The following is a 24,585-nucleotide window of genomic DNA, read 5'->3' on the forward strand; positions in this document are numbered from 1 at the left end:
GGGTAACGCTCAATTACTTATTTAGATTGGTTTGTCCAAAATCCAAAAATAAAAAAGGATGTGCGTAATGCACATCCTTGCTTTCTGCGGGCGCTATTCTAACGACAAAAGTCGAGCGGGAAAAGCGCTTAAATTCCAAGCACAGCTTGCTGGCTTAAAGAATGAAGGCAGCCAGTAGGGTCACACCAAGTAAAGCGGTCGATAAAATGAATAACCCGCGCACCCTTTCGCATTTGCCAGTAAAGATCTCATCATGATGATGGTGATACTCTTTACTCTTAATGTAATGGTACAGCCGCACCTGTTTGGTGACGTTACCATGGGTGGTGAAAAATCCATTGCCATCCACTTGCTGATAAAGCAAAGGATGCGCTTCACGCATGATGTAAATTAAAGAACGAAGAGCGGTGAGATAACGGACCATGTTTACTCCCGTTACTACCATTAGCGCAAATAAGATTGTGTCTCCACTGATCATCTTTTCCTCCCTACATCTTCAACGATGCTCAAGAGATAAAGACGACCAATGCTTCGTCCTTAACCCGCTGCTTACCGCGTCGGGAACACGTTATGCAGCTGGAGCACCCATAATTGAAGATGAACCTTCTTTTGCCATTTGTGCTAGATCTTTATCGATGAAGAACAATGCTTTACCGTCTTCACCAACTAGTTCGATCTTATCTAAAATCCCTTTAAACAACTTCTCTTCTTCGTGCTGTTCAGCCACGTACCACTGTAGGAAGTTAAACGTTGAGTAGTCTTGGCTTGTAAATGCAACATGCGCCAATTTGTTGATCTTTTCCGTGATCATTTGCTCATGTTCGTAGGTTTCACGGAAAACATCGCCAAGGCTAGCAAAGTCATGCTTAGGTGCTTCAATCGCACCTAGGATTGGCATTGAGCCAGTTTCACTTACATAAGTGAAAAGACGTTGCATGTGCTCCATTTCTTCTACGGCGTGAGCGCGTAAAAATTCAGCCGCACCTTCAAAACCTTTGTCTTCACACCAAGCACTCATTTGTAAGTATAGATTGGATGAGAAAAATTCTAGGTTAATTTGCTCATTCAATTGTTCAACCATAGTTTGAGACAGCATGTTAACTCCTATTTATGTGCATGCGTTTTGCGCCACTATAACATGATTACTGTGGCAACACTTTGTACCTACGATATTGATATGAGATCACTTCAGCAAAATTATCTGAGACTTAGTGCTAATCTGACACTATGACCTTATCAAGGAGATAGCAATATGAGTTACAAACACGTACTTGTGGCAGTCGACCTCTCAGACGACAGTAAAGTGTTGATTAAGAAAGCCGTGTCACTGGCTAAACCTCTGGATGCGAAAGTCTCTTTCATTCATATCGATGTGAATTACGCCGAGCTTTACACCGGGCTTATCGACATCAACATGGCGGAGGCGCAACACCAAGCGATGGAAGCGTCTCGTACACAGTTAGCGAATTTTGAAGAATACGCAGAGTACCCAATCACGCATACGTTAGTCGGTAGCGGTGATTTGAGTAACGAGCTGTGCGATACCATTCAGGACTACAATATTGATTTGGTGGTTTGTGGTCATCACCAAGATTTCTGGAGCAAGATTCTTTCGTCGACGCGTCAGCTTATTAACTGCTCACCTGTCGATATGCTGGTCGTACCGCTAAAAGACTGATTTGCGTTGGCGTGACCTTAAAACTTGGTTAGACTGCGGGCACATTTGTTGTTGATAAAGATTCTCATCCATGGCTTATCTATCCGCAGTTACCCTACTTTGGGCATTCTCATTTAGCCTGATCGGCGTTTACCTTGCCGGTCAGGTTGACTCTTGGTTCTCTGTTTTTATGCGCGTTGCGCTGGCGAGCCTAGTCTTCATTCCTTTCTTAAAATTCCGTGGCGTAAGCAAATCTCTGATCGCGAAATTGATGATCGTGGGCGGCTTCCAACTCGGCTTAATGTATTGCTTCTACTACCAGTCTTTCCTACTCCTTTCTGTACCAGAAGTACTGCTGTTCACCGTATTTACCCCTATTTACGTCACCTTGATTTATGACTTCTTGAAAGGTCGATTCTCGCCTTGGTATTTGGTCACGGCGGCGATTGCAGTGCTGGGCGCGGCGTGGATTAAGTTTGCAGGCATCAATGAAAACTTCTTGATGGGCTTTTTGGTCGTACAAGGGGCGAACCTGTGTTTTGCCATCGGTCAGGTCGGCTATAAATACATTATGGAAACCGAGTCGGTTGAACTGCCGCAGCACACGGTATTTGGCTACTTCTACTTAGGCGCATTATGCGTAGCGACCGTCGCTTTTGCTTTGATGGGTAACTTAGACAAGATGCCAACCACAGCTACGCAATGGGGCATTCTGACTTACCTTGGTTTGATTGCATCAGGCTTTGGTTACTTTGCGTGGAACAAAGGCGCAACCATGGTCAACGCGGGTGCACTTGCAGTAATGAACAATGCGCTCGTCCCTGCTGGTTTGATTGTGAATATCGTAATTTGGAACCGCGATGTTGATGTGACGCGACTTGCCATTGGTGGTGCGATCATCATGCTATCACTGTGGATTAACGAAACTTGGGTGAAAAAACGCGTAGAGATGAGTTACGCCAACAAGTAACACAGCTAACCCTAAAAACATTTCGACAATAAAAAACGCTCTCCAACTGGAGAGCGTTTTTTTTGATTCGATTAATGCACTTTGGCTTGCGAGCTTGTGCTCAACAACGTGTTTGGTGGCGTTGGCAGCAACACCTCTAGTTTGGCATTTCGCGCTTCAAGCTTACGCTGGCGTTTGAGCAATTTTTGCTGCTTTTTGGCTAACTTAAGCAACTTTTTCTGCTGCTTGTAATGTTTCTTAACCGCTTTCTTCGCCTTTTTCAGCGCTTTCTTATCTGATAAATCAAACATATCTGGCGCCTCTAGCTTAGTGGTTGAGGTTACGGCTGCGACTTTTGCTGCCAGTTTTTTCTCTTTCACTCGTTCCACAACACGTTTAACGATCGCGGCTTTCTCAGCGCTTTGCTCTGGCGTCATGATGATTGGGGTATCTTGAGTTAGAGATGGGGTTGGCAGTGCTTCCGCCAATAGACCACAAGCCTGTTGCTCGGACAGCGGTTTGTCTTGGCACTTTTGAGGTGGAATCGCGGCAGGCTTACACAAGGTGTTTTTAGAGGCAGAAGAACGAGCACAAGAGCGGCAGACAAACTTAGGTGCTACCACCAAGCGGTGAATATCACCCAAACTCTCAGCAATCTGTTTGCGGCTCATCTTACATAAACGTTTCGCCATGCTTCTACTCCAGCTTCCCAATTCTCGACTGTTTTACTCTACAGCATCACACAAGTGAAATAATAATAATTCTTAGTTAGATATACAGTTAGTATGCCGAATTAGCAAGAGAAAAGTATCAATAAGCAGAGCAAACACCAGATACAAACACAGCGCCAAATTAGGCACTGTGAGAAGAAGTTTTTTGTCGTCAGACGTTTAGTCGAATTACGCCATTGATGCCTTCACATACACATCGAAACGGTTCTTTTTGGTTTCGATTGCCATGCTCGGCTTTTGCTCATCAAGCCAGTTGGCGTAATCAGGGCGTTTGACCACCACACGCTTACTCGCCAATGCCATTGCAGGCGCCAGCAAGCCATCCGCATCAAGATCTGCACCAACCAGAGATTGGAAGACGCGCATCTCTTTTTTCACTAATGCCGATTTCTTTTTGTTTTCAGGGTGCGGGTACATTGGGTCGAGATAAACCACATCTGGCTGGATAAAGTCTTTATCTTGCGCCAATTGTTCTAACGCATCATGGCTAGAAGCGTGAATCAAAGACATGCGCTCTGATACCCAAGTACCGATCTCTGGATCGTGTTTCGCACGAGCCAAACCGTCATCCAACAATGCAGCGACCACTGGGTGACGCTCAACCATCTGGACTTTACAGCCTAGCGACGCCAATACGAACGCATCACGCCCTAAGCCCGCTGTGCCATCAAGCACGGTTGGGGTTGCGCCTTTGTTCAAACCTGCGGCTTTCGCGATAGCCTGACCTTTACCGCCACCGAATTTGCGACGATGACCTACTGCACCACCAATCAAATCCACAAAGATTGCACCCAGCTTTGGCTCATCCACTTTACGCAGCTCTAAACGCTCTGTCGTTAGGACTAAGGCAAAGTCACTGTCATCAGTGTGAGAAAGCTGCCAACGCGCAGCGAGTTCATCAAGGTGAGACTGTTGAGATGGGTCTTCACAAATCAATTGCAGTTGCAAAAGGAGGCTCCAGTAAAAATCGGTTTAACTGGCGCTGAGTGTATACCCAACCCACCTCTAATTGCTAGGTTGGGGAGAAGTTAGATGGCGTTCGTCTGGATAGCTAAAGCTGTTGGAGTTCGTCGACCAGTTCAGCCAGAGGTTTAGGATGCCCAATGCCATAACCTTGCCCATAGTCGACACCAAGCTCGATCAGCAGCTCTCTGACTTGGTCATTCTCAACAAATTCCGCCACCGTGACTTTGCCCATCTGCTTGGCTAAGTCGTTGATTGAACGCACCATCACACGATCCATCTCGTTTACGTTGATATCTCGCACGAAAAGACCATCAATTTTCACGATATCGACAGGAAGTTGCTTTAAGTAGCCAAAAGAAGACAAGCCAGAACCAAAATCGTCCAACGCAATCAAACAGCCCAGCGTGCGTACGCGAGTGAAGAAGCCAAGCGCTTGGTCGATATTGCTCATCGCTGCAGTTTCGGTAATTTCTAAACAGATCTTCTCACAAGGAATCGAGGACGACTGCAAACGCTCCAGCAGGAAGTCAATAAACTCTTGATTCCCCATCGACTGACCGGACAAGTTGATCGCGCAGCGTCCGAGTTTTTCTACTATCTCTGGGCGAGCTTCAAACCATTCTAGGGTTTGGGTGATTACTTGTTTATCAATCCAGTGCGCGATGTTGTAGCGCTCAGAAGCTGGGATAAAAACACCAGGAGACAAGTAATTGCCCTGTGCATCACGAATACGTACCAGAATCTCAAAGCACAATGGTGAACCTTCACCGCTTAAGTTAACAATGCGCTGAGCAAACAGTTCAAGACGCTTACTCGACAGCGCTTCGTGCACTAGATTAACGCTCTGCATTTCTAACTGGCGACGCTGCAGCTCTTCGTTATCTAAGCTGAATAGGTTGTAACGATTCCGTCCCTGCTCTTTGGCAACATGACACGCTGAATCTGCTTGAGCGTGGACCATTTGTGGCGTTTCGGCGGTGTGGTCGATAATACGAATGCCCACTGAGCAACTCATAAATAGTTGCGTGTCTTCCCAACGGAAAAGCTGTTCGCTCAAGGTCGTGATAATCTGCTTCGCCACATTAATCGCACCGTGCTCATCGCAATCTTTCAACAACACAGCAAATTCATCACCGCCCATGCGCGCCAAGACTGCATTGTATGGCAGTACCTCTTCCAACATGCTGGCACAGAACTGAATAGCCGCATCACCGGCATCGTGACCCACGGTATCGTTAAGCACTTTGAGCTGGTCGAGATCGAGGTACAACATTGCATGCACACGACGGTGGCTTTCTACTTCTCGCAGTGCAGTTTGCAGCTCTAACTCGAAATAGTTGCGGTTGTAGGTGTCAGTGAGCAAATCGTAACGTGCTTGATACTCTAGCTGTTTGGCGAGCTTCTTAGTCTCAGTGATGTCTTCACCTACGATCAGCAGTTGGTCGGAATCTCTTAATGGGCGAATGTTTTCACGCACCCAAACGCGGTGACCATCCGCATGACGATATTCGATTTCGCGACGCCAAACGCCGTGCATCACTTGCTGCGGTTGTAATAGCACTTGGCGTGGGATCAGCGCTTTTTCATCCGAATAGAACTCACGTAGGCGATGCCCCAACATATCCAACGGTTGATAACCCAAAAGCTGCTGAGCAAAGCGGTTCACTTCCTGAATGCGGTTATTGTTATCTAACGTCACCATCATTACCGGTTGCTGCTCGTAGTAGTTACGCAAACTCGATTCACGTTGGTAGAGCTTGTCTTCCATCGCTTTACGGCTGGTGATATCACGCGCTTCAAACAAGTATTGCTCTTGGTTTGCCACTTGCTGAGAAAACGGTTTGAGCGACACTTCCAGCACCATAGCGCCATGTTCTTTACTCCAGATCTCCGTTTCAAAAGTGGAGACTTGGCGATGGCTGGATTGGAAGTAATTGGCAAGTAACTGGCGTGCGTCTTCGCTCCAGTTTTTATGATGCCAAAGCGGACGATCGAGACGCATATCCTGATGATTGAGTAACGATTGCAGACGATCGTTACCAGATTTAAGCAAACCATGTTGGTCGAGAATGCCCATGTACTGCATGCTTTGGTCAAACACCGACTCTAAAATCGTCTGGCTCTCGCGAGCAATACTTTCGCTGCGACGAATGCGATGTAAGTAGTAACTAAGCAGCATAATCACGATGGTCATCGCCACCAACACACTGCCAAACAGCTTGATTTCTCGGGCGTAACGCTCAGTAAATTCCACCGGCTTATTGAAGAACACCGACGAGGCTTCTTGTTCTGCGCCTAAACCCCAACGCACAACCGATTGATAGTCGAGTTTAATGTCCGATTCTGCACGCACAATTGCAGGTAAAGGTTGCTGTGGGTTATCCAGCACTTGCGCCAATAACTTCGCAGCTTCAAAACCTTGGCGATAACCGGTTTGAATCACACCGCCGACTGCACCATGCCCAAGTCCAATATCGTGCACCATAAACAGCGGTGCGTTAGAGGCTTGGTTGATGTCACGCCAGTCTTTATCGGTCGCAACGTTACCGTGAATATCGCGGTAGTAAGTCCAAAACAGCACTACGTTATCGATGTTCATTTGCGACACTTGTTGTTTTAAGTCGTCTACTGTTTCCGGCACTAAATGACGGATTTTGTCGCGATATGCTGGATTATCATCAAGAAAGTCTTCGATCTGAGCACGAAGTGCCGCCCCAGTAACAGAATGGTCACTAACAATAAGGATTTGTTTGTGGGTCGGATGCAAACGCTCAATTAAGGCGAGGTTGGCGGACAGATCGACATCCTCAATCACACCTGTCGCCTTCAACCCCTGATGCAGTGCAGGATGATAGTTGTTGATGCCGCTGAAAATCACTGGTGTATCTTTGATAACCGAAGACAAACGCTGCATCAAAGCAAGTGCATTGTTATCGCTGACCACGATCGCGTCGAAATGCTCTTCGCTCAGTTTGGTACGGTAAAGGGACTCCAGCTGACTGAAGAAGTGCTGGCTTTGGCTACGCTTGGAATCGAGATACAAGACGCGCGTATCGAGCTGATGCCCTTCAAGCTGCTGGGTGAAACCACGCTGGATAGAGTCAGTCCAGAAGAAACCTTGGTGGTAAGAGTGAACAACGAGGACTTTTTGTTCTTGCGCCGCAGCGACAGCACTGAACATGATCGCTATGCAAAACAGAAAAAATGGCACATCAACTCCATGACTTCAGAGCTACCTCGCGGTTATCCCTGCGTAAACCTTGTGAATCCTGTCCGCTGTGAGTATAAAATGAACTTTAAACCTCATACCCAACGGAAATAATTGTATGAATGCGAGCTTGCCTAAACTCGACGATCTTGATCGCGCTATTCTCAAAACTCTGATGGCAGATGCGCGTAAGCCTTACGCGGAAATGGCAAAACAGTTTAATGTCAGTCCAGCGACCATCCACGTTCGTATCGAGAAAATGAAAGCGGCGGACATCATCGAAGGTACTGAGGTAATCGTCAATACCAAAAAGCTAGGATATGACGTATGTTGCTTTATCGGCATCAACTTGAATGCCGCGCGCGACTATCATTCAGCGCTAGAAAAGCTCAATGCCCTCGATGAAGTGGTAGAAGCTTACTACACCACGGGCGCGTATAACATATTCGTCAAATTGATGTGCAAGTCGATTGAAGAGCTGCAATTTGTATTGATTGATAAGCTTCAAGCGATCGACGAAGTGCAATCCACCGAGACGCTGATTTCGCTGCAAAACCCGATCAATCGCAGCGTAAATCCATAACGCCCTGAATCAGATGCTAAAAGCTGAATCTAAGAACAAAAAAATGGGCAGCCACTTGGCTGCCCATTTTCATTCTCAATCGAGATTACGCTGCGATACCAGAATGGCGCAGTAGCGCATCGATTTCTGGCTCACGACCACGGAAGCGCTTAAATAGCTCCATTGGTTCTTCACTGCCACCCATTTCTAGGATGTTGTTCAAGAAACTCAGACCGGTTTCTTTGTTGAAGATGCCTTCTTCTTCAAAGCGAGAGAACGCGTCTGAAGACAGCACTTCTGCCCATAGGTAGCTGTAGTAACCTGCGCTGTAACCACCAGCGAAGATGTGACCAAAGCTGTGTGAGAAACGCGCCCACTCTACCGCTGGTACAACTGCCACTTTCTCTTTCACTTCAGCCAAGGTTTCAAGCACACGAGCACCCACTTCTGGGTCGTATTCTGTGTGCAGAGTGAAGTCGAACAAGCCGAACTCTAGCTGACGTAGGATGCCCATCGCCGACTGGAAGTTCTTCGCTGCTAGCATTTTATCTAGCATCGCTTTTGGTAGCGGCTCGCCAGTCTCGTAGTGACCAGAAATAAACGCCAGCGCGTCTTCTTCCCAACACCAGTTTTCTAGGAACTGACTTGGTAGCTCAACCGCATCCCAAGGTACACCGTTGATGCCCGATACCGCGCCTGTTTCTACTTGCGTCAGCATGTGGTGGATACCGTGACCAAACTCGTGGAATAGTGTCACCACTTCATCGTGCGTAAACAGTGCAGGCTTATCGCCCACAGGACGGTTGAAGTTACACGTTAGGTAAGCAACTGGTGTTTGTAGCTCGCCTGATAGCGTTACACGACGACCACGGCAATCGTCCATCCACGCACCGCCACGTTTGTGTTCGCGTGCGTATAGATCTAGGTAGAAGCTGCCGCGCAGTGTGCCTTCGCCATCGAAGATATCGAAGAAACGCACGGATTCGTGCCAAGTATCCACGCCTTCACGCTCTGTCACAGTCATACCAAACACGCGGTTTAGTACTTCAAACAGACCACTTACTGCTTTTGATTCAGGGAAGTAAGGACGCAGTTCTTCATCCGAGATTTGGAACAAGTGCTGCTTTTGCTTCTCGCTGTAGTACGCAATGTCCCACACGTTTAGCTCGCTAACACCAAATTCTGCGTTAGCAAACTGGCGTAGCTCTTCAATTTCGCGCTCACCTTGTGGCTTCGCTTTGGTTGCCAAATCGTTCAAGAAACCAAGAACTTGCGCTGGGTTCTCTGCCATTTTGGTTGCCAGAGATTTCTCGCTGTAAGTGTTGAAACCCAACATACGAGAGATTTCATGACGCAGTTTTAGCTGCTCAGTGATGATTTCTGTGTTGTCCCACTTACCTGCGTTTGGACCACGGTCAGAAGCGCGCGTTACGTACGCTTCGTACACTTCTTTACGTAGGTCTTGGTTATCACAGTACGTCATAACTGGCAGGTAAGATGGGATATCTAGCGTGATTAGGTAGCCATCGAGCTCTTTTGCTTCTGCTGCCGCTTTTGCTGCTGCAAGTGCAGATTCTGGCATACCCGCTAGGTCTTTTTCGTCGGCAACGTGCTTAGTCCAACCCATGGTTGCATCCAGCACATTGTTAGAGAATTTCGAGCTCAGCTCTGACATGCGCTTGCTGATTTCGCCGTAGCGATGTTGCTCGTCTGATGGTAGACCGATGCCCGAAAGCTCGAAGTCGCGTAGTGAATCCGAAATGGTCTTTTGCTGTGCACGCGTTAGCGTCGCGTACTCTTCGCTTGCTTTGATCGCTTTGTACGCTTCGTAAAGACCTTTGTGCTGACCAACCCAAGTACCGTACTCAGACAGGATTGGTAGACAGCTTTCGTAAGCTTCACGTAGCGCTTCGCTGTTCACTACTGAGTTCATGTGACCCACTGGTGACCAAATGCGGCTCAAGCGGTCATCCGCTTCTTCAATTGGCGCGATCACACTGGTCCAGCTTGGGTTTGCGTTGTCTTTAAGTACCTCGTCAATCTTGGCACGACAATCCGCAATCGCCTGCTCCACTGCAGGTTTAATGTGTTCTGGTTTGATTTGCGAAAACGGAGGAAGATCCGTAAACGTAAGAAGTGGATTAGACATGAATAATTCCTTTTGTGTTTTGGCTCTGTATTTGCCTATTCGTATTTGCAAAGAACCTATTGGTATTTGCAAAACAGTAGGCGAACTCAATGCACAGGCAAGCCGACAACATGGATGGGGGATTTCCGTTCCCTTTCTCGATGCAGCAATGACCGAATGGGTCAAAGAGCGCTTACTCTGTCCTTGAGTCTTGTTATGCCTAAGTTTGGTTTGGCACTCTATTGGAGCGGCACAATCCCACTTAGGTTCAATTTGTTTACTCATACTAAGTATGGGTGACTTAAAGAAATTTCAATAGCGAATCCCCATCAGTGATACTGATTTGAATCGAAGTTCTACTTCTTTAAGTTACTTGAGTATAATACCGCCATATCGCGAAAATCACAGACCACACTCAGTCAAAGAGTGTTTCGAGAGTTTAATTTGTTAAGTTACCGCCACAGCTTCCACGCTGGCAACCATGCTGACGTGGTAAAACACATCGTTCAAAGCCTCATTCTTGATGCACTAAAGCAGAAAGATAAGCCGTTTGTTTATCACGATACCCACTCGGGTGTGGGACGTTACGATCTGACTCACGAATGGTCTGAGAAAACGGGCGAATACAAACAAGGCATCGCACGCATTTGGGATAACTCAAACATCCCTGAAGAGATCGCAAGCTACATCGATTCAATCAAAACATTGAACAACGGTGAGAATCTGCGTTACTACCCAGGCTCACCGCGTGTTGCACGTGCGCAAATCCGCCCACAAGACCGCATGGTTCTGACTGAGCTGCACCCAGCCGATCACCCGCTACTAGAACAAGAGTTCCACCGCGATCGTCAAGTGAACATCTACAAAGAAGATGGCTTTAAGCGTCTAAAAGGCAGTCTGCCACCGCAAGAGCGTCGTGGTTTGGTGCTGATTGACCCACCATACGAGCTAGCAAAAGAGTACCGCGACGTCGTGCAAGCGATTTACCAAAGCCATAAACGTTGGGCAACGGGTATCTATGCGATTTGGTACCCAGTAGTAAACCGCCATGACATCGAAGACATGATTGAAGGTTTGGAAGGGCTTGGCATTCGCAAAATTCTGCAAATCGAATTGGGCGTATCTCCAGACACCAACGAGCGCGGCATGACGGCATCGGGCATGATCGTGATTAACCCACCGTGGAAACTGGAAAGCCAGATGAAAGAAATTCTGCCATTCCTACAAGAAGCGATCGCGCCAGCAACGGGGCACTGGAAAGTTGACTGGATCGTTCCAGAATAAAAAATACTGAATTTCAGAAACTTAAAGCGCAACGATGACCTCGTTGCGCTTTTTTTTATTTATTTTCTAAAAAATTTTCGCCTGCGCTTCGTCTTTTCTTTTTTGCCTGCGTCTTAGGGATGTAAACAAGCTAAAACATAGAGAGAAATGACCATGCTTAAAGTTATCAGTTTTAAAATTTGCCCATTTGTTCAACGCGTAACTGCGGCACTAGAAGCAAAACAGATCCCTTACGAGATTGAATACATCAACCTAAAAGACAAGCCACAATGGTTCCTAGACATCTCACCAAACGGTCAAGTACCCGTGATGGTGACAGAGTCTGGCACCGCACTGTTTGAGTCGGATGCAATCATCGAATACATCGAAGACGAATACGGTCCGTTAGAGCAAGGCGTGACAAACGAACAACGCGCACTAGACCGAGCTTGGAGCTACCTAGGTTCTAAACACTACTTGGCACAATGCGGCACGATGAGCAGCAAGGACCAAGCAACCTTTGAAGAACGAGCAGAGAAGCTGATCAAAGCGTTCCAAAAAGCAGAAAACCAACTGTCAGGTGAAACCAAGTTCTTTAAATCCGATGAACTAAGCAATGTAGACATGGCGTGGTTGCCGCTTCTGCACCGCGCTGCCATCGTCAAAGCGCATTCTGGTTACGACTTCTTCTGTGGTCTGCCAAAAATGCAGGCATGGCAAAAGCACATCCTAGAATCAGGATTGGTAGAGAAGACTGTGTCGGAAGATTTCGTGCAGCTATTTAGCGACTTCTACCTCACCAACACTTATCTAGCAGATGGTAAGGACGTGCAAGCCCAGTCAGGCTGTGGCACATCAAGCTGCTGCGGTTAATGGTTTTCCCCTCCCCTGAGTATGAAAAACACTAAGCGGAATAGCGCCTTATTCCGCTTTGCTATCCTTTCATCGCTATTTGTCATAAGCAATGTCACTTTTTCCCATTTAGTAAATTGCTAGACTCGATTTATGATAGGGACATGGAATTAACAACAATTCCGTTGGGCTGTTGAGTTCATCACCCACCACCCCAATGTAATTATTGTCAGACAAAATTAATAAGCTCTTGGAGAAAGTAATGGCGACTCATTTTGATTATATCTGTATCGGCGGCGGCAGCGGCGGTATCGCATCAGCAAACCGTGCGGCAATGTACGGTGCTAAAGTAGCGCTTATCGAAGCTCAAGACCTTGGCGGTACCTGTGTAAACGTTGGTTGTGTGCCTAAGAAAGTGATGTGGCACGGCGCGCAAGTTGCAGAAGCAATGAACCTGTACGCAGAAGACTACGGCTTCGATGTAGATGTAAAAGGTTTCGACTGGAGCAAACTGGTTGAGAGTCGTCAGGCTTACATTGGTCGTATCCACCAATCTTACGACCGCGTTCTTGGCAACAACAAAGTAAACGTTATCAAAGGCTTTGCTAAGTTTGTTGACGAGAAAACAGTTGAAGTAAACGGTGAACACTACACAGCGGATCACATCCTGATCGCAGTGGGTGGTCGTCCAACGATTCCAAACATCCCTGGCGCAGAATACGGCATCGATTCAAACGGCTTCTTCGAACTTGCTGAGCAACCAAAACGCGTTGCAGTGATCGGTGCAGGTTACATCGCGGTAGAAATCGCCGGCGTACTGCATGCACTTGGCACAGAAACGCACCTATTCGTTCGTAAAGAATCACCGCTACGTAGCTTCGATCCAATGATCATCGAAACGCTGGTAGAAGTGATGGACGCAGAAGGTCCGACTCTGCACACCCACTCTGTGCCAAAAGAAGTAGTAAAAGAAGCAGACGGCAGTCTAACTCTGCACCTAGAAAACGGTGAGAGCCAAAACGTTGATACCCTAATCTGGGCAATCGGTCGTCATCCAGCAACTGACGCTATCAACCTAGCATCAACTGGCGTTGCAACGAACGATCGTGGCTACATCAAGGTAGACGAATACCAAGAAACGAACGTGAAAGGCATCTACTGTGTAGGTGACATCATGGAAGGTGGTATCGAGCTAACACCAGTGGCGGTGAAAGCGGGTCGTCAACTTTCTGAGCGTCTGTTCAACAACAAACCAAACGCGAAGATGGACTACGATCTTGTTCCTACTGTTGTATTCAGCCACCCACCAATCGGCACTATCGGTCTAACGACTCAAGAAGCAGAAGAGAAGTACGGCAAAGACAACATCAAAGTCTACACGTCTGGCTTTACTGCGATGTACACAGCGGTTACTAAGCACCGTCAACCATGTAAGATGAAGCTAGTATGTGCTGGCGAAGAAGAAACGGTTGTTGGTCTACACGGCATCGGCTTTACCGTTGATGAAATGATTCAAGGCTTTGGCGTAGCAATGAAGATGGGCGCAACCAAAGCAGACTTCGACTCTGTTGTGGCTATCCACCCAACAGGCTCTGAAGAGTTCGTGACGATGCGTTAATCACGCGTGAATCACTTTGCGATTTAAGCAGATAAACAAAAAGGGTCATCAATTACTTGATGACCCTTTTTCTATTCACGTTTTAAAACGTTCGGGGGTATTTCGGAGCCGTTTGCGCGTTTTACTTAACTGCACGAACCAATTCAGCAATACCTTCCCAATCGCCGTTGTCCATCATAGCGGTTGGCACCATCCAAGTACCGCCACACGCTACAACCGATTTCAGCGCTAGGTAATCTTCCACGTTAGATGGGCTTACACCACCAGTTGGCATGAATTCCACAGGGTAAACCGCCGTTAGTGCTTTAAGCATGTTTACGCCGCCTGATGGCTCAGCAGGGAAGAACTTCAGGGTACGTAGACCCATTTCCATCGCTTGCTCAACCAAGCTTGGGTTGTTCACACCCGGTACGATTGTCACGTTGCGTTGCTGACAGTATTTCACTGTCGTTGGGTTGAAACCTGGGCTCACGATAAAGTCCACGCCCGCTTCAATCGCGATGTCCACTTGCTCTGTTGTCAGCACTGTACCAGCACCGATCAGCAGTTCTGGGTACGCTTCACGCATGATACGGATCGACTCAGCCGCCGCTTCAGTGCGGAATGTTACTTCCGCACATGGTAAACCGTTTTCTACCAACACTTTTGCCAGTGGCAGAGCGTGTGCTACATCGTTGATTGCGATAACTGGGACGATTTTGATTTCTCTTAATCGTTGTTCAAGTGTTGTCATGGGTAACCTCTAAAGAATAAAGCTTAATGTTGCTACGATAATAAATGCGATACCACCAAGTAAAGTTTCCATTACCGTCCAAGTTTTTAGCGTTGTTTTCTCATCCATCTCTAGTAGACGAGATACTAGCCAGAAACCAGAGTCGTTGAAGTGAGAAAGCACTGTTGCACCACCTGCAATCGCGATAACGATAAAGCATAGGTCTAGCTCGCTCAAACCAGTTGATGCTGCCACTACTGGTGCGATAAGTGCTGCTGTTGTCGTTAGTGCTACGGTTGCTGAGCCTTGAGCAACACGCAGGCAGGTAGAGATAACAAACGCTGCTACGATCACTGGCATGCCTGTGTCAGTCAGAACGTCTGCTAGTGCATCACCGATACCACTTGCACGCAGTACGCCACCAAACATGCCGCCCGCACCTGTTACTAGGATAACGCCACAGATCGGAGCCAATGAGTCACCACACAGCTTCTCAAGTTTTGCCATGCCGTAGTCTTTCGCGAATACCGCAAGAGACACAAGCAGAGTAATCAGAAGGGCTACCGGTGTTTTACCTAGCATACGTAGGAACTCAACCAGTGCTGTTTTGCCATCAATCACACCCGCAACCGCTAGTGTGTTCAGTACTGTGTCTAAACAGATTAGCAGTACAGGCAGCACTAGGATGGTCATTACTGTGCCAAATTTTGGCAGCTTAGATTCATCAACTTGTGTTTCACCGTTGAAGAACGCTTTTGATAGTGGGATATCGAATTTCTTGCCCGCGTACAGACCAAATAGGTAAGCGCCTAGGTACCAAGTTGGGATAGCCACTAGGATACCAACAACAAGCAGTAGACCAATGTTTGCGCCTAGGAATTCTGCTGCTGCAACAGGACCTGGGTGCGGAGGAACAAAGCCGTGCATTACGGCAAATGCACCCGCTGCTGGTAGTGCGTATTTGATTGGCGAACCACCAAAGCGTGCTGCCACACTTAGGATGATTGGCATCATTACCACTAGACCAGCATCAAAGAAGATTGGGAAACCGAACAGTAGTGAAGCCACACCCAATGCAAATGGTGCGCGCTCTTTACCGAAGCGTCCAATCAAAGTATCTGCCAGCACTTGCGCACCGCCAGTTACTTCCAAAATCTTACCGATCATTGCGCCAAGACCAACCAACAATGCTACTGAAGCCAGCGTGCCACCAAAACCACTCATCATGGTTGGGACAACTTGGTCAGAAGAAACGCCAGTCGCAATCGCAGTACCTAAACTCACCATAGTTAGGGAAGCAAAAGCGTGCACTTTTAGCTTAATAATCAATACAAGTAACGCCGCAATCGCGAGGACTGCAATCGTTAATAGGAACGTAGGGTCTGGAGCTTGGGTTAGCTGTTCCATGGGTTCACCTTTAAAAATTATTGTTTGTGTTGTGGTTCACATTTATTTGAGTTACCGGTAACATGTTACCGATAACATGAATAAGATAAACCCATATTTTAAAGTGAATTCAAAAATTGAGATCACGCGCAAATTTGTTATGAGGATAAGTTATGGCTGGTAGTAGTGTCGTCGTTATGGGCGTTTGTGCGAGTGGCAAAACCACAATTGGTGAGCACTTGGCGAAAAAGCTGGGACGTAAATTCATTGATGGTGATGATCTTCACCCACGAGCAAACATTCAGAAGATGGCGTCGGGCCAACCTCTGAACGACGACGACCGCAAACCTTGGCTAGAACGTATCCGCGACGCTGCTTATAGCTTAGAAAGCAAAAACGAGCACGGCATTATTGTCTGCTCGGCACTAAAAAAGATTTATCGTGACCAAATCCGCGAAGGCAACGAGAACGTGACCTTCCTTTTCCTAGACGGCAGCAAAGAACTGATCCTTGAGCGTATGCGTGCTCGCCAAGGTCACTTCATGAAAGAGAACATGGTCAACAGCCAGTTCGAAGCCCTAGAGCGCCCAGAAAATGAGCCTCGCACCATTTTCGTCAGCATTGATGCAACCATCGAAGACGTTGTGTCGAATGCCGCTGAGTTAATCCTAGTGCAAGACGAGGCAATGGCATGACTCATCAAGTAATTTTAGACGTTACTCAACGCTTAGTTGAGCGCAGCAAAGAAGCGCGTGCGGCGTTTCTTGCTCGCACTGAAGTCCAAGCAGAAGCAGGTAAAGGTCGTGTCGGTCTGTCTTGCGGTAACTTGGCTCACGCTGTTGCGGCATCTTGTTCTTCAGAAAAGAAAAGCATTCTGGATTTCACGCATTCGAATGTAGCGCTGATCAGTGCTTACAACGATATGCTGAGTGCCCACCAGCCTTACCAACACTACCCTGATCAAATCAAACAAGTGCTGTCTGGTTACGGTCACACTGCGCAAGTCGCTGGTTGTGTTCCGGCAATGTGTGATGGCGTGACTCAAGGTCAAGCGGGCATGGACATGTCACTGTTTTCTCGTGACTTAATTGCTCAATCAACAGCGCTTTCACTGAGCCACAACGTATTCGATGCGACCTTGCTTCTGGGTATCTGCGACAAAATCGCACCGGGACAATTAATGGGCGCGCTGTCTTACGCACACCTACCAACGGCGTTTGTGCCAGCAGGTTTGATGGCAACGGGCATCAGCAATGAAGAGAAAGTCGACGTTCGCCAAAAATACGCGGCGGGTGAAGTAGGTAAAGACGCACTGCTTGACATGGAGTGTCGTGCTTACCACTCGGCAGGCACGTGTACCTTCTACGGCACGGCAAACACCAACCAGCTTGTATTTGAAGCTATGGGTTTGATGCTGCCAGGCTCGGCATTCATCCATCCACATACTGAACTACGTAAGGCGCTGACCGATCATGCAGCTCTGAAAATTGCGGCTATGAATGCAGGCTCAGCAAACTTCCGTCCATTGTCTGAAGTCGTCACAGAAAAGAGCCTGATCAACGGTATTATTGCGCTGTTGGCATCGGGCGGCAGCACCAACCACACCATCCACATGTTGGCGGTGGCGCGTGCAGCGGGTTTGATTCTGACATGGCAAGACATCAGTGACCTATCTGAAGTAGTGCCACTATTAGCGCGCGTTTACCCGAACGGTCCAGCAGACATGAACGCGTTCCAAGAAGCGGGTGGCGTACCTGCGCTATTGCATCGTTTAGACGAGTCAGGCTTGCTTCATCGTGACGTGAAACCGGTATTCGGCGAATTCGAAGACCAAATGACGCTACCTACACTAGTCGACGGCAAACTGACTTGGACACCATGTGGTGGCAGCCAAGACAGCGAAGTGATTGCTGCGCCAACGCAAGCTTTCCAAAACACTGGTGGTACTCGCGTACTTAACGGTAACTTGGGTAAGGCAGTGGTGAAAGTCTCTGCGGTGAAAGAAGATCAGCGCATCATCGAAGCCCCTGCGATCGTATTCCAATGCCAACACGAAGTGGAAGCTGCGTACAAACGTGGTGAGCTAAACCAAGATTGCATCGTAGTCGTGACGCACAACGGTCCTGCAGCGAACGGCATGCCAGAGCTACATAAACTGATGCCAATCCTCGGCAACGTGCAGAAAGCGGGCTTTAAAGTCGCGCTAGTGACGGACGGTCGACTATCGGGTGCATCCGGTAAGATTCCATCAGCAATCCACGTTTCTCCAGAAGCAATTCGTGGCGGCACGATTGGCTTAGTCCGCAATGGCGACATCATCCGCGTTGACTGCCAAACTGGCGAGCTGAACAACCTAAGCGATGTTACTGACCGTGAATTGTTAGAGATGGATACTGAAGCGAAACAACAGACTTGGGGTCGTGGTTTCTTTAGCGTGATTCGTCAAAGCGTTTCGAGCGCAGAAGAAGGCGCAAGCTTTATTGTGTAGGTAGGGAAGCCCCTCAAAAACAGAAAAAGCGGAGTGTTTTGCACTCCGCTTTTTTGTTTCGTTGATTACTTTCAATCATCAAGCTGTCTTCATCACCACAACCGCTGCAATCACCACGAAGATACCAAACCAGCCAATCGGCTTAAGCTTTTGTTTGAACAGCAAAGCACCACCAATCGCGGTACCTAAGATACCAATCGCACCCCAAGAGGCGTATGCGATCGCAAGGTCGATTTCTTTTACTGCTTGAGCAAGCAAAGTAAACGCCGCCATCACCAACACAATCGCAGTGATGCCCCACCCTCTGTGCTTAAAGCCTTTAGAGCGAGTCAGCGCCATATTCGCCATGATGTCGACCAACGCCGCCATGACAACAAACCCAAATGAAACAGTAAAAAATTGGCTCATGATTAACACCTCGCATTCGATGAGCTTAGCAACTCATCTTTTTGTTGAGGCTGACCGTGTGATTCGCCTAGCGTCACACACACGATACCGACAACTGCCAGCGCCAAACCAAGCAACTGCTGCTTACTTAAGTTGGCATCAAATAAGACGATAGAAACCAAGGTAATCAAGGCGATACCCAAACCTTCCCATGTTGCGTACGCGACACCGATAGAGATTTTCTTTGCCGCTTTCGACAAGAAGTAATAGGAAATGGCGATCAGAACGTACATCACCAGATAGCCTTCCCACGCATTACTTTCACCAATAAACGACATCGTACTGGTACCGGCCACTTCGGCAACGATGGCGAGCAATAAAAATAGACGTGCAATGAGCATGATTCATCCTCCCCAGAAATTAAAAAACTGCATAACGGAGAATGGTGAATGTCCTTTAAGAATCAGACATTCAAAGAATTGATAAGATAAAAAGAGCCGCTTCTCCTGACTATTTGTAGTCAGATTAGCCCTTCTTCAGTAAAACAGATAGGTAATTGAGATATTCATTTTTGAATATCTTAAAGGACAGTTTGTTTATCCGATCACGTTAATGGCGTATTGAGGGTTTGCTGCACCACTTGGTGCAAATGGCGGTGCAATGGGTGGTTACGGTAGGTCTGTAAATAACCACCAGAAACAACAAATTGGCTGAACTCTCGGTTGACCATCGGCATTGGATAAGAGGCAAGCTCGTGCATCAAATGTGCAGTACTTTGGCTGGCATACATGATGGCATCGGTCTCAAGCAACATTTGGCAAGCGACACGCAAGTTGTAGGACTTGAGCAATACAACGGGTTCGTAACCCATGCGGCGATATTCTGACTCCACCGTACACAGCGGATTGTAGGATGCTGGTGCAGGCAAAGAGACCAGTGGCAATTCCGACACCGTGTCCCAATCATTGCTGATTTGCGACAACGTCGGGTGGTCTTTACGCGCCAAAATCACGCGCTTTTCAACAAACAATGGGCGCATATAGATGTCTTTCGACAACTCGGTTTCTTGGTCGAGAATGCAGTAATCGTGTTCGCCCTCTAGCATCTCGTCTTGGGAATAAATGTTCCAACTTGAGAAAGCGAACGAGGCTTGAGGGAAGGCTTGATGGCAACCGCGCAATAAACGCTGACCTTGCTCGTCCATCAAATAAGGGTCAGTCACAATCGCAATCTGACCTTGGTATTCGAGTGGGTCAAAGTCCGAAAACTCCTGCACTACTTTTTCTAGCGGCGACAGCATGTTATCGAACTCCGCCGCTAAGCGAATCGCCATTGGGGATGGCTCTACCCCATGCGCTTTACGCACAAATAGCGGATCATCAAACACGTCTTTGAGTTTCATCACCCCGCGACTGGCGCTGGGTTGCGAAATGCCAAGCTGCATCGCCGCCAACTTGATACTGCGGTTATCCACCACGGCTTTAAGTAAGCGCATTAAATTCAGATCTAACGCATCAAGTTGATGTGGCATGCCCGTGTCCTTATCAGAAACGAATGATGAAAGATAAACGTGAGTGAGTTAGACGCTTTCGCCCGCAGTAATTTGGTAGCCCATGTCGACTTTGGTCTCTGTTTGCTCTTCACCCTTTAGGCGTGCAATCAGTAACTCGGCACTTTTCTCACCAATCTCGAAACGCGGTGTATCCACACTGGTCAGTTTCGGGCTAATAGTTTGCCCGATGTCTAATGCGTTGTAGCCCACCACCGCAAGTTGCTCTGGCACTTTGATGCCGCGTTGCTGAGCACTTAATAAGGTACCAATCGCGATGTCATCGTTGGTACAAAATACGCCATCAAGTTCTGGGTACGTTGCCAGTGCGCGCTCCAATAAATCATGCGCTAGCGAGAAGCTTGAGTGATCGCCCGTTAGCACGTGCTTTGGCTCCAATCCTGCTTCTGTCATCGCGCGATCGTAGCCTTGCATACGCAATTTAGTACGCGTATCCAAGCGAGCACCGAAGTAAACAATCGTACGTTTACCCGACTCCAACATGTGCTTTACGACGCTGTAAGAAGCGTCTTCGTGGTCCATACCAACCGCCATATCAATCGGCTGCTCTGGCAGTTCCATGGTCTCTACCACAGGAATACCTGCGTTTTTGATCATCTGCAAAGTGCGTTGAGTGTGGTGGCTTTCGGTTAGGATTAAGCCGTCAACTTGATAGGAAAGCAGTGACGCGATTTTTCGTTCTTCTTCCAGCTCGTCATAACTAAAGTGCCCAAGTAGCGTTTCGTAGCCATTGGCTTTAGTGACCGTTTCAATGCCCTGAACAAAAGACGCAAAAATTTGGTTGGACAGTGAAGGCAACAAAATACCAATTGCTTTACTGGAAGACTTCGACAACATCGCCGGAGCACGGTTTTCGATGTAGCCCATCTCTTCAATTACAGCGGCAATTTTCACTCGTGTTTTTTCTGCCACTGAGTCTGGATTGCGCATGTAACGCGAGACGGTCATCTTTGTTACGCCAACTTTGTCTGCGACATCCTGTAATGTCGTTCGTGCTTTCTTATTCTGCTGAGCCATAAATATCTAATTTATCAGTAATGTTACTAGTAACATTATGACGAATAGACTCCTCGCCGACAAGCTTAGTAAAAACCATCCACTACATCATTAATAAAATCATAACCTTAGTGCTTAAATAACCATCAAGATGCAAACTTAACATTGTGACTCAAAGCCGAATAAATAAATGACATTAATATTGAGTTTCTTATAAGATAGCGTACCTAAAACAATAAGATATAAAGCACCGTGCAGTTAGGCTCCAGCGAAACCCAGATTTACTATCACCTGCTTGATCTGGACGACTCTCAAAAGCAGCAATACCTCAAAGAATTGCAGCAGAGTCAGCCTGAGCTTTACCTCCAAGTCGCCCCTCTTTTAGCCAGTGAAAACGAAGAAGAACACCTCACAGAGTTGCTCGGCTTCGGCGCTAGTTTGGCCACCACACAAGAGGTCGACCTAACAGGCGAAGAGGTCAACAAGTACCGCCTTACCCATGAGTTAGGGCGTGGAGGTATGGGGGTGGTGTATGCGGCACTGCGCGCTGACGAGACGTTCGAGCAAGACCTTGCGATCAAGTTCATTCAAACCAATCTCAGTAATGTATTAGGTAAACGCGCCCTGTTTGATGAAGCTCAGCTTCTGGCTCGTTTGAACCACCCTTATATTGCCAAAGTGTTTGATGGCGGCTTGCACGGTGATTTGGTTTACATCGTAATGGAACGCGTTTTTGGCCAAACCTTAGACACGTATTTGTTGCTCACGCCAATGGAAGACGATGACAAGTTATTGCTGTTCAAGCAGATTTGTCAGGCAATGGAACACGCCCACCAGCATCAAGTCCTACATGCGGATCTCAAACCAGAAAACATCCTCATTGATCGCAATAAACGGCCAAAGCTGCTCGATTTCAACCTGACGCAAAAGGTGCAATCCAACAGTAATGATTCGTCTCCCGCATTGATTGCCTTCAGTGAAAAATACGCCAGTCCAGAGCAACAAGCCGGGCAGTTTTTAACCGAGCAAAGTGATGTGTATTCACTGGGTAAGATTCTGGCTCTGATGTTTCCTGATCAGCCGATGTGGTCAGACATTTATTGGGTGGTGAGACGCGCGACACGAGCGAAAGCAAAGCATCGCTACCTCAATGTTCGAACACTATGCCAAGATATTGAATGTATTTTGGAACGACGTCCGATAGAGCAAAAGAAGCACTGGCCGCTGTACAGTACGCTTCGTTTGGTACAACGCCGACCGCTGCCATCGGTGTTGTCCGCAATCTTAGTGTTATCTGGCTTGCTGTTTGGTAACACTCTGATTCAAAAGAACATACAACTGCAACAAGAGAAGAAGATTGCAGAAGACATCATGTACGAAGTGACGCGCCTTGTCTTTCACGCCAAGGGACAAAACGTCGAGCATATGTCCGTCAGTGCCATGATGGAACTGACACGCAGGCGGATTCTGTCTAACCCAGATATCCCCAAACACATAAAACAGAAAATGTTGTTGGCGATGATGACGCCGGTGCCAGAGAAGCACCTTACAAAATCAATAAGTTGTCAGCCAAATTGTGCACCAAAGGACCGCACTCAACAGTAAGGCTAAACACGAAAAAGGCTTAAAATTTAAGATGTACACACGTTCCGTTGCGATCTGGCTATCGGCTTTAGCGATAGCACCAGCATGGGCGAACTCCACTTCTACGACTCCGTCGGCAGAAGCGACAGCGCCTACCATAAAGCAAGGTTTCTTCATCGATTCACCGGTGACTGGTCTGTATTATAAAACCAGTTCCAACCTATCTGGCCACACCGATAAAGGCGCATTTCAATATCGCCCTGGTGATGTCATCAGCTTCTTCCTAGGCAATGACGATAACGGCTACTTGCTCACGACGATGTCGAGCCAGGAAGTGCTTACTCCGACGATGGCGACCACCAAGCCAAGTCGCAGCATCAACATGACCCGCTTGTTGCTCTCTCTCGACAGCACACCAGAAAACCGCCAAGAAATCGTGCTAGCTAACAAGGTGTTATCCGACCCTGCCTTCCAAGCGCAGCTCAAGCGTCTTGACCTCAACTTCTTAGATGACGCTAAACACCAATTCAATTTGGATTGGGTTTCGGTACAAGAAGCGGTTGAACACCTAAATGAAAGCCAACGCTACATCGAAAAAAACTTCGCCTCAGATGAAATCATTTTCGAGCCTCGTGATGTGCGCTTTAAGAACATCATCATCAAGAAAAAAGACTGGCAAGGTCGTGCCTGCGCATTCGATATTCGCTACCAACACCACCCGCGTTACCGCCCACCGATTGGTGAGGTCAATTTCACCATTACTGAAGAAAACCTAATTCAGCACCCAAGCATTGGCGACTACTTCCAAGGCTGCTTCTTAGCACTCAATCACAGTGTGACTGAAGACATTATCGAACCGATTGAAAAATTTTCAGAGTGGGAAAGCTTGGTTGGTTGCGCGGATAAGGGCTGTACTCGTAATGATCTCAATGGCTTCTCATTAGAAGATTACAACGATGATGGCGACTGGAAATATCGCTCTGTCGCGCTCAACTTCGACCCTAGTACCCAGCTTTTGATGGAAAAAGTGCAAGGTTTAGGGCAAAACGAGCACGTTAAGCACCACAACCGCACTGAAATGTTGTGGTTCACTTACCCTGACTCCATCGATAGCCAGATTGTCTACCAAGGCGTGTGGCAACAAACTCAATACCTGCAGGACTCGATGAAGCAATCGTGTCTACTGATGCGTCATAACCAAGTATTGCGTCTACCTGTTGATGCCGTTACCTGCCCGACAGATACCAGTCTATATACCCAAGATGTCACCAACGAGTATTTGGATATGTGGTGGATCAACAATGATCAGGCGAGCGCCGAGTTGGCACAGATGAACGTGATGGTGCGCTGGTCGTCAAAACCTTCTGAGATCAACTACACCACGTGGGAATACCTGCCTGCTGGCAAGAGCTGGGAGCAAGGTATTTTGTATCGCTACCAGCAAGACATCAGTCGTAATCGTGATGGGTCTGACCGCATTGAAACCCATTCTATCTCTGAGTTTGTAAAAGTAAGTGAGGACGTATAG

Annotated in this window: 22 protein-coding genes; 10 read left to right on the plus strand and 12 right to left on the minus strand. The window is 47.6% G+C overall.

All coding sequences use genetic code 11. The annotated features are described in order from the left end of the window. Positions 1-154: 154 nt before the first annotated feature. Positions 155-478 (minus strand): universal stress protein UspB, encoded by a 324-nt coding sequence (gene uspB / locus A9237_RS07785; protein WP_005448571.1) that lies wholly within the window; start codon positions 476-478, stop codon positions 155-157. A 90-nt stretch (positions 479-568) separates the two neighbouring features. Then, the gene (ftnA, locus tag A9237_RS07790) at positions 569-1,096 is read right to left on the minus strand and encodes a non-heme ferritin (protein WP_005434576.1); all 528 of its coding nucleotides are present in this window, start codon (positions 1,094-1,096) and stop codon (positions 569-571) included. A 156-nt stretch (positions 1,097-1,252) separates the two neighbouring features. On the opposite strand from ftnA, the gene uspA reads away from it, so the two are divergent. Continuing rightward, positions 1,253-1,678, plus strand: a complete 426-nt coding sequence (gene uspA, locus A9237_RS07795; RefSeq protein ID WP_005434578.1) for a universal stress protein UspA — start codon at positions 1,253-1,255, stop codon at positions 1,676-1,678. Positions 1,679-1,748: 70 nt separating this feature from the next. Then, entirely contained in the window at positions 1,749-2,627 is an 879-nt protein-coding gene (locus tag A9237_RS07800) for a carboxylate/amino acid/amine transporter (RefSeq protein WP_005434580.1), read from the plus strand. A gap of 71 nt (positions 2,628-2,698) precedes the next feature. Here the strand turns inward: A9237_RS07800 and A9237_RS07805 are convergent, their stop codons facing one another. From A9237_RS07805 to A9237_RS07815, 3 genes are all read right to left on the minus strand, one after another. Beyond that, positions 2,699-3,298: a hypothetical protein gene (locus A9237_RS07805; RefSeq protein WP_078607992.1), complete on the minus strand. Its 600-nt coding sequence runs from the start codon at positions 3,296-3,298 to the stop codon at positions 2,699-2,701. Positions 3,299-3,505: 207 nt separating this feature from the next. Continuing rightward, complete coding sequence (locus A9237_RS07810; RefSeq protein WP_045414301.1) at positions 3,506-4,285, minus strand: class I SAM-dependent methyltransferase; 780 nt, start codon at positions 4,283-4,285, stop codon at positions 3,506-3,508. A gap of 103 nt (positions 4,286-4,388) precedes the next feature. Beyond that, positions 4,389-7,514, minus strand: a complete 3,126-nt coding sequence (locus tag A9237_RS07815; protein WP_078607993.1) for an EAL domain-containing protein — start codon at positions 7,512-7,514, stop codon at positions 4,389-4,391. 115 nt (positions 7,515-7,629) lie between these two features. On the opposite strand from A9237_RS07815, the gene asnC reads away from it, so the two are divergent. Next, complete coding sequence (asnC, locus tag A9237_RS07820; protein ID WP_005430014.1) at positions 7,630-8,094, plus strand: transcriptional regulator AsnC; 465 nt, start codon at positions 7,630-7,632, stop codon at positions 8,092-8,094. A gap of 85 nt (positions 8,095-8,179) precedes the next feature. Here the strand turns inward: asnC and prlC are convergent, their stop codons facing one another. Continuing rightward, positions 8,180-10,222, minus strand: coding sequence for an oligopeptidase A (gene prlC, locus A9237_RS07825; RefSeq protein ID WP_038893748.1), 2,043 nt, complete (start codon positions 10,220-10,222; stop codon positions 8,180-8,182). 423 nt (positions 10,223-10,645) lie between these two features. On the opposite strand from prlC, the gene A9237_RS07835 reads away from it, so the two are divergent. The 3 genes from A9237_RS07835 (at position 10,646) to gorA (ending at position 13,934) form a co-directional block, all read left to right on the plus strand. Then, positions 10,646-11,485, plus strand: coding sequence for a 23S rRNA (adenine(2030)-N(6))-methyltransferase RlmJ (locus A9237_RS07835; protein ID WP_053050458.1), 840 nt, complete (start codon positions 10,646-10,648; stop codon positions 11,483-11,485). Between the two features lie 147 nt (positions 11,486-11,632). Continuing rightward, positions 11,633-12,337 (plus strand): glutathione S-transferase family protein, encoded by a 705-nt coding sequence (locus A9237_RS07840; protein ID WP_174574991.1) that lies wholly within the window; start codon positions 11,633-11,635, stop codon positions 12,335-12,337. A 241-nt stretch (positions 12,338-12,578) separates the two neighbouring features. Next, on the plus strand, positions 12,579-13,934 hold the full coding sequence (gorA, locus tag A9237_RS07845) for a glutathione-disulfide reductase (RefSeq protein ID WP_005429991.1): 1,356 nt from the start codon (positions 12,579-12,581) through the stop codon (positions 13,932-13,934). Positions 13,935-14,055: 121 nt separating this feature from the next. Here gorA and A9237_RS07850 read toward each other — a convergent pair whose 3' ends face one another. Together A9237_RS07850 and A9237_RS07855 are read right to left on the minus strand one after the other, a co-directional pair. Then, the gene (locus A9237_RS07850) at positions 14,056-14,667 is read right to left on the minus strand and encodes a bifunctional 4-hydroxy-2-oxoglutarate aldolase/2-dehydro-3-deoxy-phosphogluconate aldolase (protein WP_005430025.1); all 612 of its coding nucleotides are present in this window, start codon (positions 14,665-14,667) and stop codon (positions 14,056-14,058) included. Positions 14,668-14,676: 9 nt separating this feature from the next. Continuing rightward, positions 14,677-16,053, minus strand: a complete 1,377-nt coding sequence (locus A9237_RS07855) for a GntP family permease (protein WP_005434597.1) — start codon at positions 16,051-16,053, stop codon at positions 14,677-14,679. 152 nt (positions 16,054-16,205) lie between these two features. Here A9237_RS07855 and A9237_RS07860 point away from each other — a divergent pair, with 152 nt between their 5' ends. Together A9237_RS07860 and edd are read left to right on the plus strand one after the other, a co-directional pair. Beyond that, positions 16,206-16,727 carry a gluconokinase gene (locus tag A9237_RS07860; RefSeq protein ID WP_005434599.1) on the plus strand — a complete coding sequence of 174 codons (522 nt, stop codon included), beginning with the start codon at positions 16,206-16,208 and terminating at the stop codon, positions 16,725-16,727. Next, entirely contained in the window at positions 16,724-18,520 is a 1,797-nt protein-coding gene (gene edd / locus A9237_RS07865) for a phosphogluconate dehydratase (RefSeq protein ID WP_078607994.1), read from the plus strand. Before A9237_RS07860 ends, edd begins: the two co-directional genes overlap by 4 nt. A gap of 78 nt (positions 18,521-18,598) precedes the next feature. Here edd and A9237_RS07870 read toward each other — a convergent pair whose 3' ends face one another. From A9237_RS07870 to A9237_RS07885, 4 genes are all read right to left on the minus strand, one after another. Then, on the minus strand, positions 18,599-18,928 hold the full coding sequence (locus A9237_RS07870; protein ID WP_005434604.1) for an SMR family transporter: 330 nt from the start codon (positions 18,926-18,928) through the stop codon (positions 18,599-18,601). A gap of 2 nt (positions 18,929-18,930) precedes the next feature. After that, on the minus strand, positions 18,931-19,308 hold the full coding sequence (locus A9237_RS07875; RefSeq protein ID WP_078607995.1) for an SMR family transporter: 378 nt from the start codon (positions 19,306-19,308) through the stop codon (positions 18,931-18,933). Between the two features lie 203 nt (positions 19,309-19,511). After that, the gene (locus tag A9237_RS07880) at positions 19,512-20,438 is read right to left on the minus strand and encodes a LysR family transcriptional regulator (RefSeq protein ID WP_045413954.1); all 927 of its coding nucleotides are present in this window, start codon (positions 20,436-20,438) and stop codon (positions 19,512-19,514) included. A gap of 48 nt (positions 20,439-20,486) precedes the next feature. Then, entirely contained in the window at positions 20,487-21,494 is a 1,008-nt protein-coding gene (locus tag A9237_RS07885) for a LacI family DNA-binding transcriptional regulator (RefSeq protein ID WP_078607996.1), read from the minus strand. Between the two features lie 231 nt (positions 21,495-21,725). Here A9237_RS07885 and A9237_RS07890 point away from each other — a divergent pair, with 231 nt between their 5' ends. Both A9237_RS07890 and A9237_RS07895 read left to right on the plus strand, forming a co-directional pair. After that, positions 21,726-23,078, plus strand: a complete 1,353-nt coding sequence (locus A9237_RS07890) for a serine/threonine-protein kinase (RefSeq protein WP_078607997.1) — start codon at positions 21,726-21,728, stop codon at positions 23,076-23,078. A 31-nt stretch (positions 23,079-23,109) separates the two neighbouring features. Beyond that, complete coding sequence (locus A9237_RS07895) at positions 23,110-24,585, plus strand: chromosome partitioning protein ParA (protein ID WP_078607998.1); 1,476 nt, start codon at positions 23,110-23,112, stop codon at positions 24,583-24,585.

The sequence above is a fragment of the Vibrio owensii genome, assembly GCF_002021755.1.
Lineage (GTDB): Bacteria > Pseudomonadota > Gammaproteobacteria > Enterobacterales > Vibrionaceae > Vibrio > Vibrio owensii.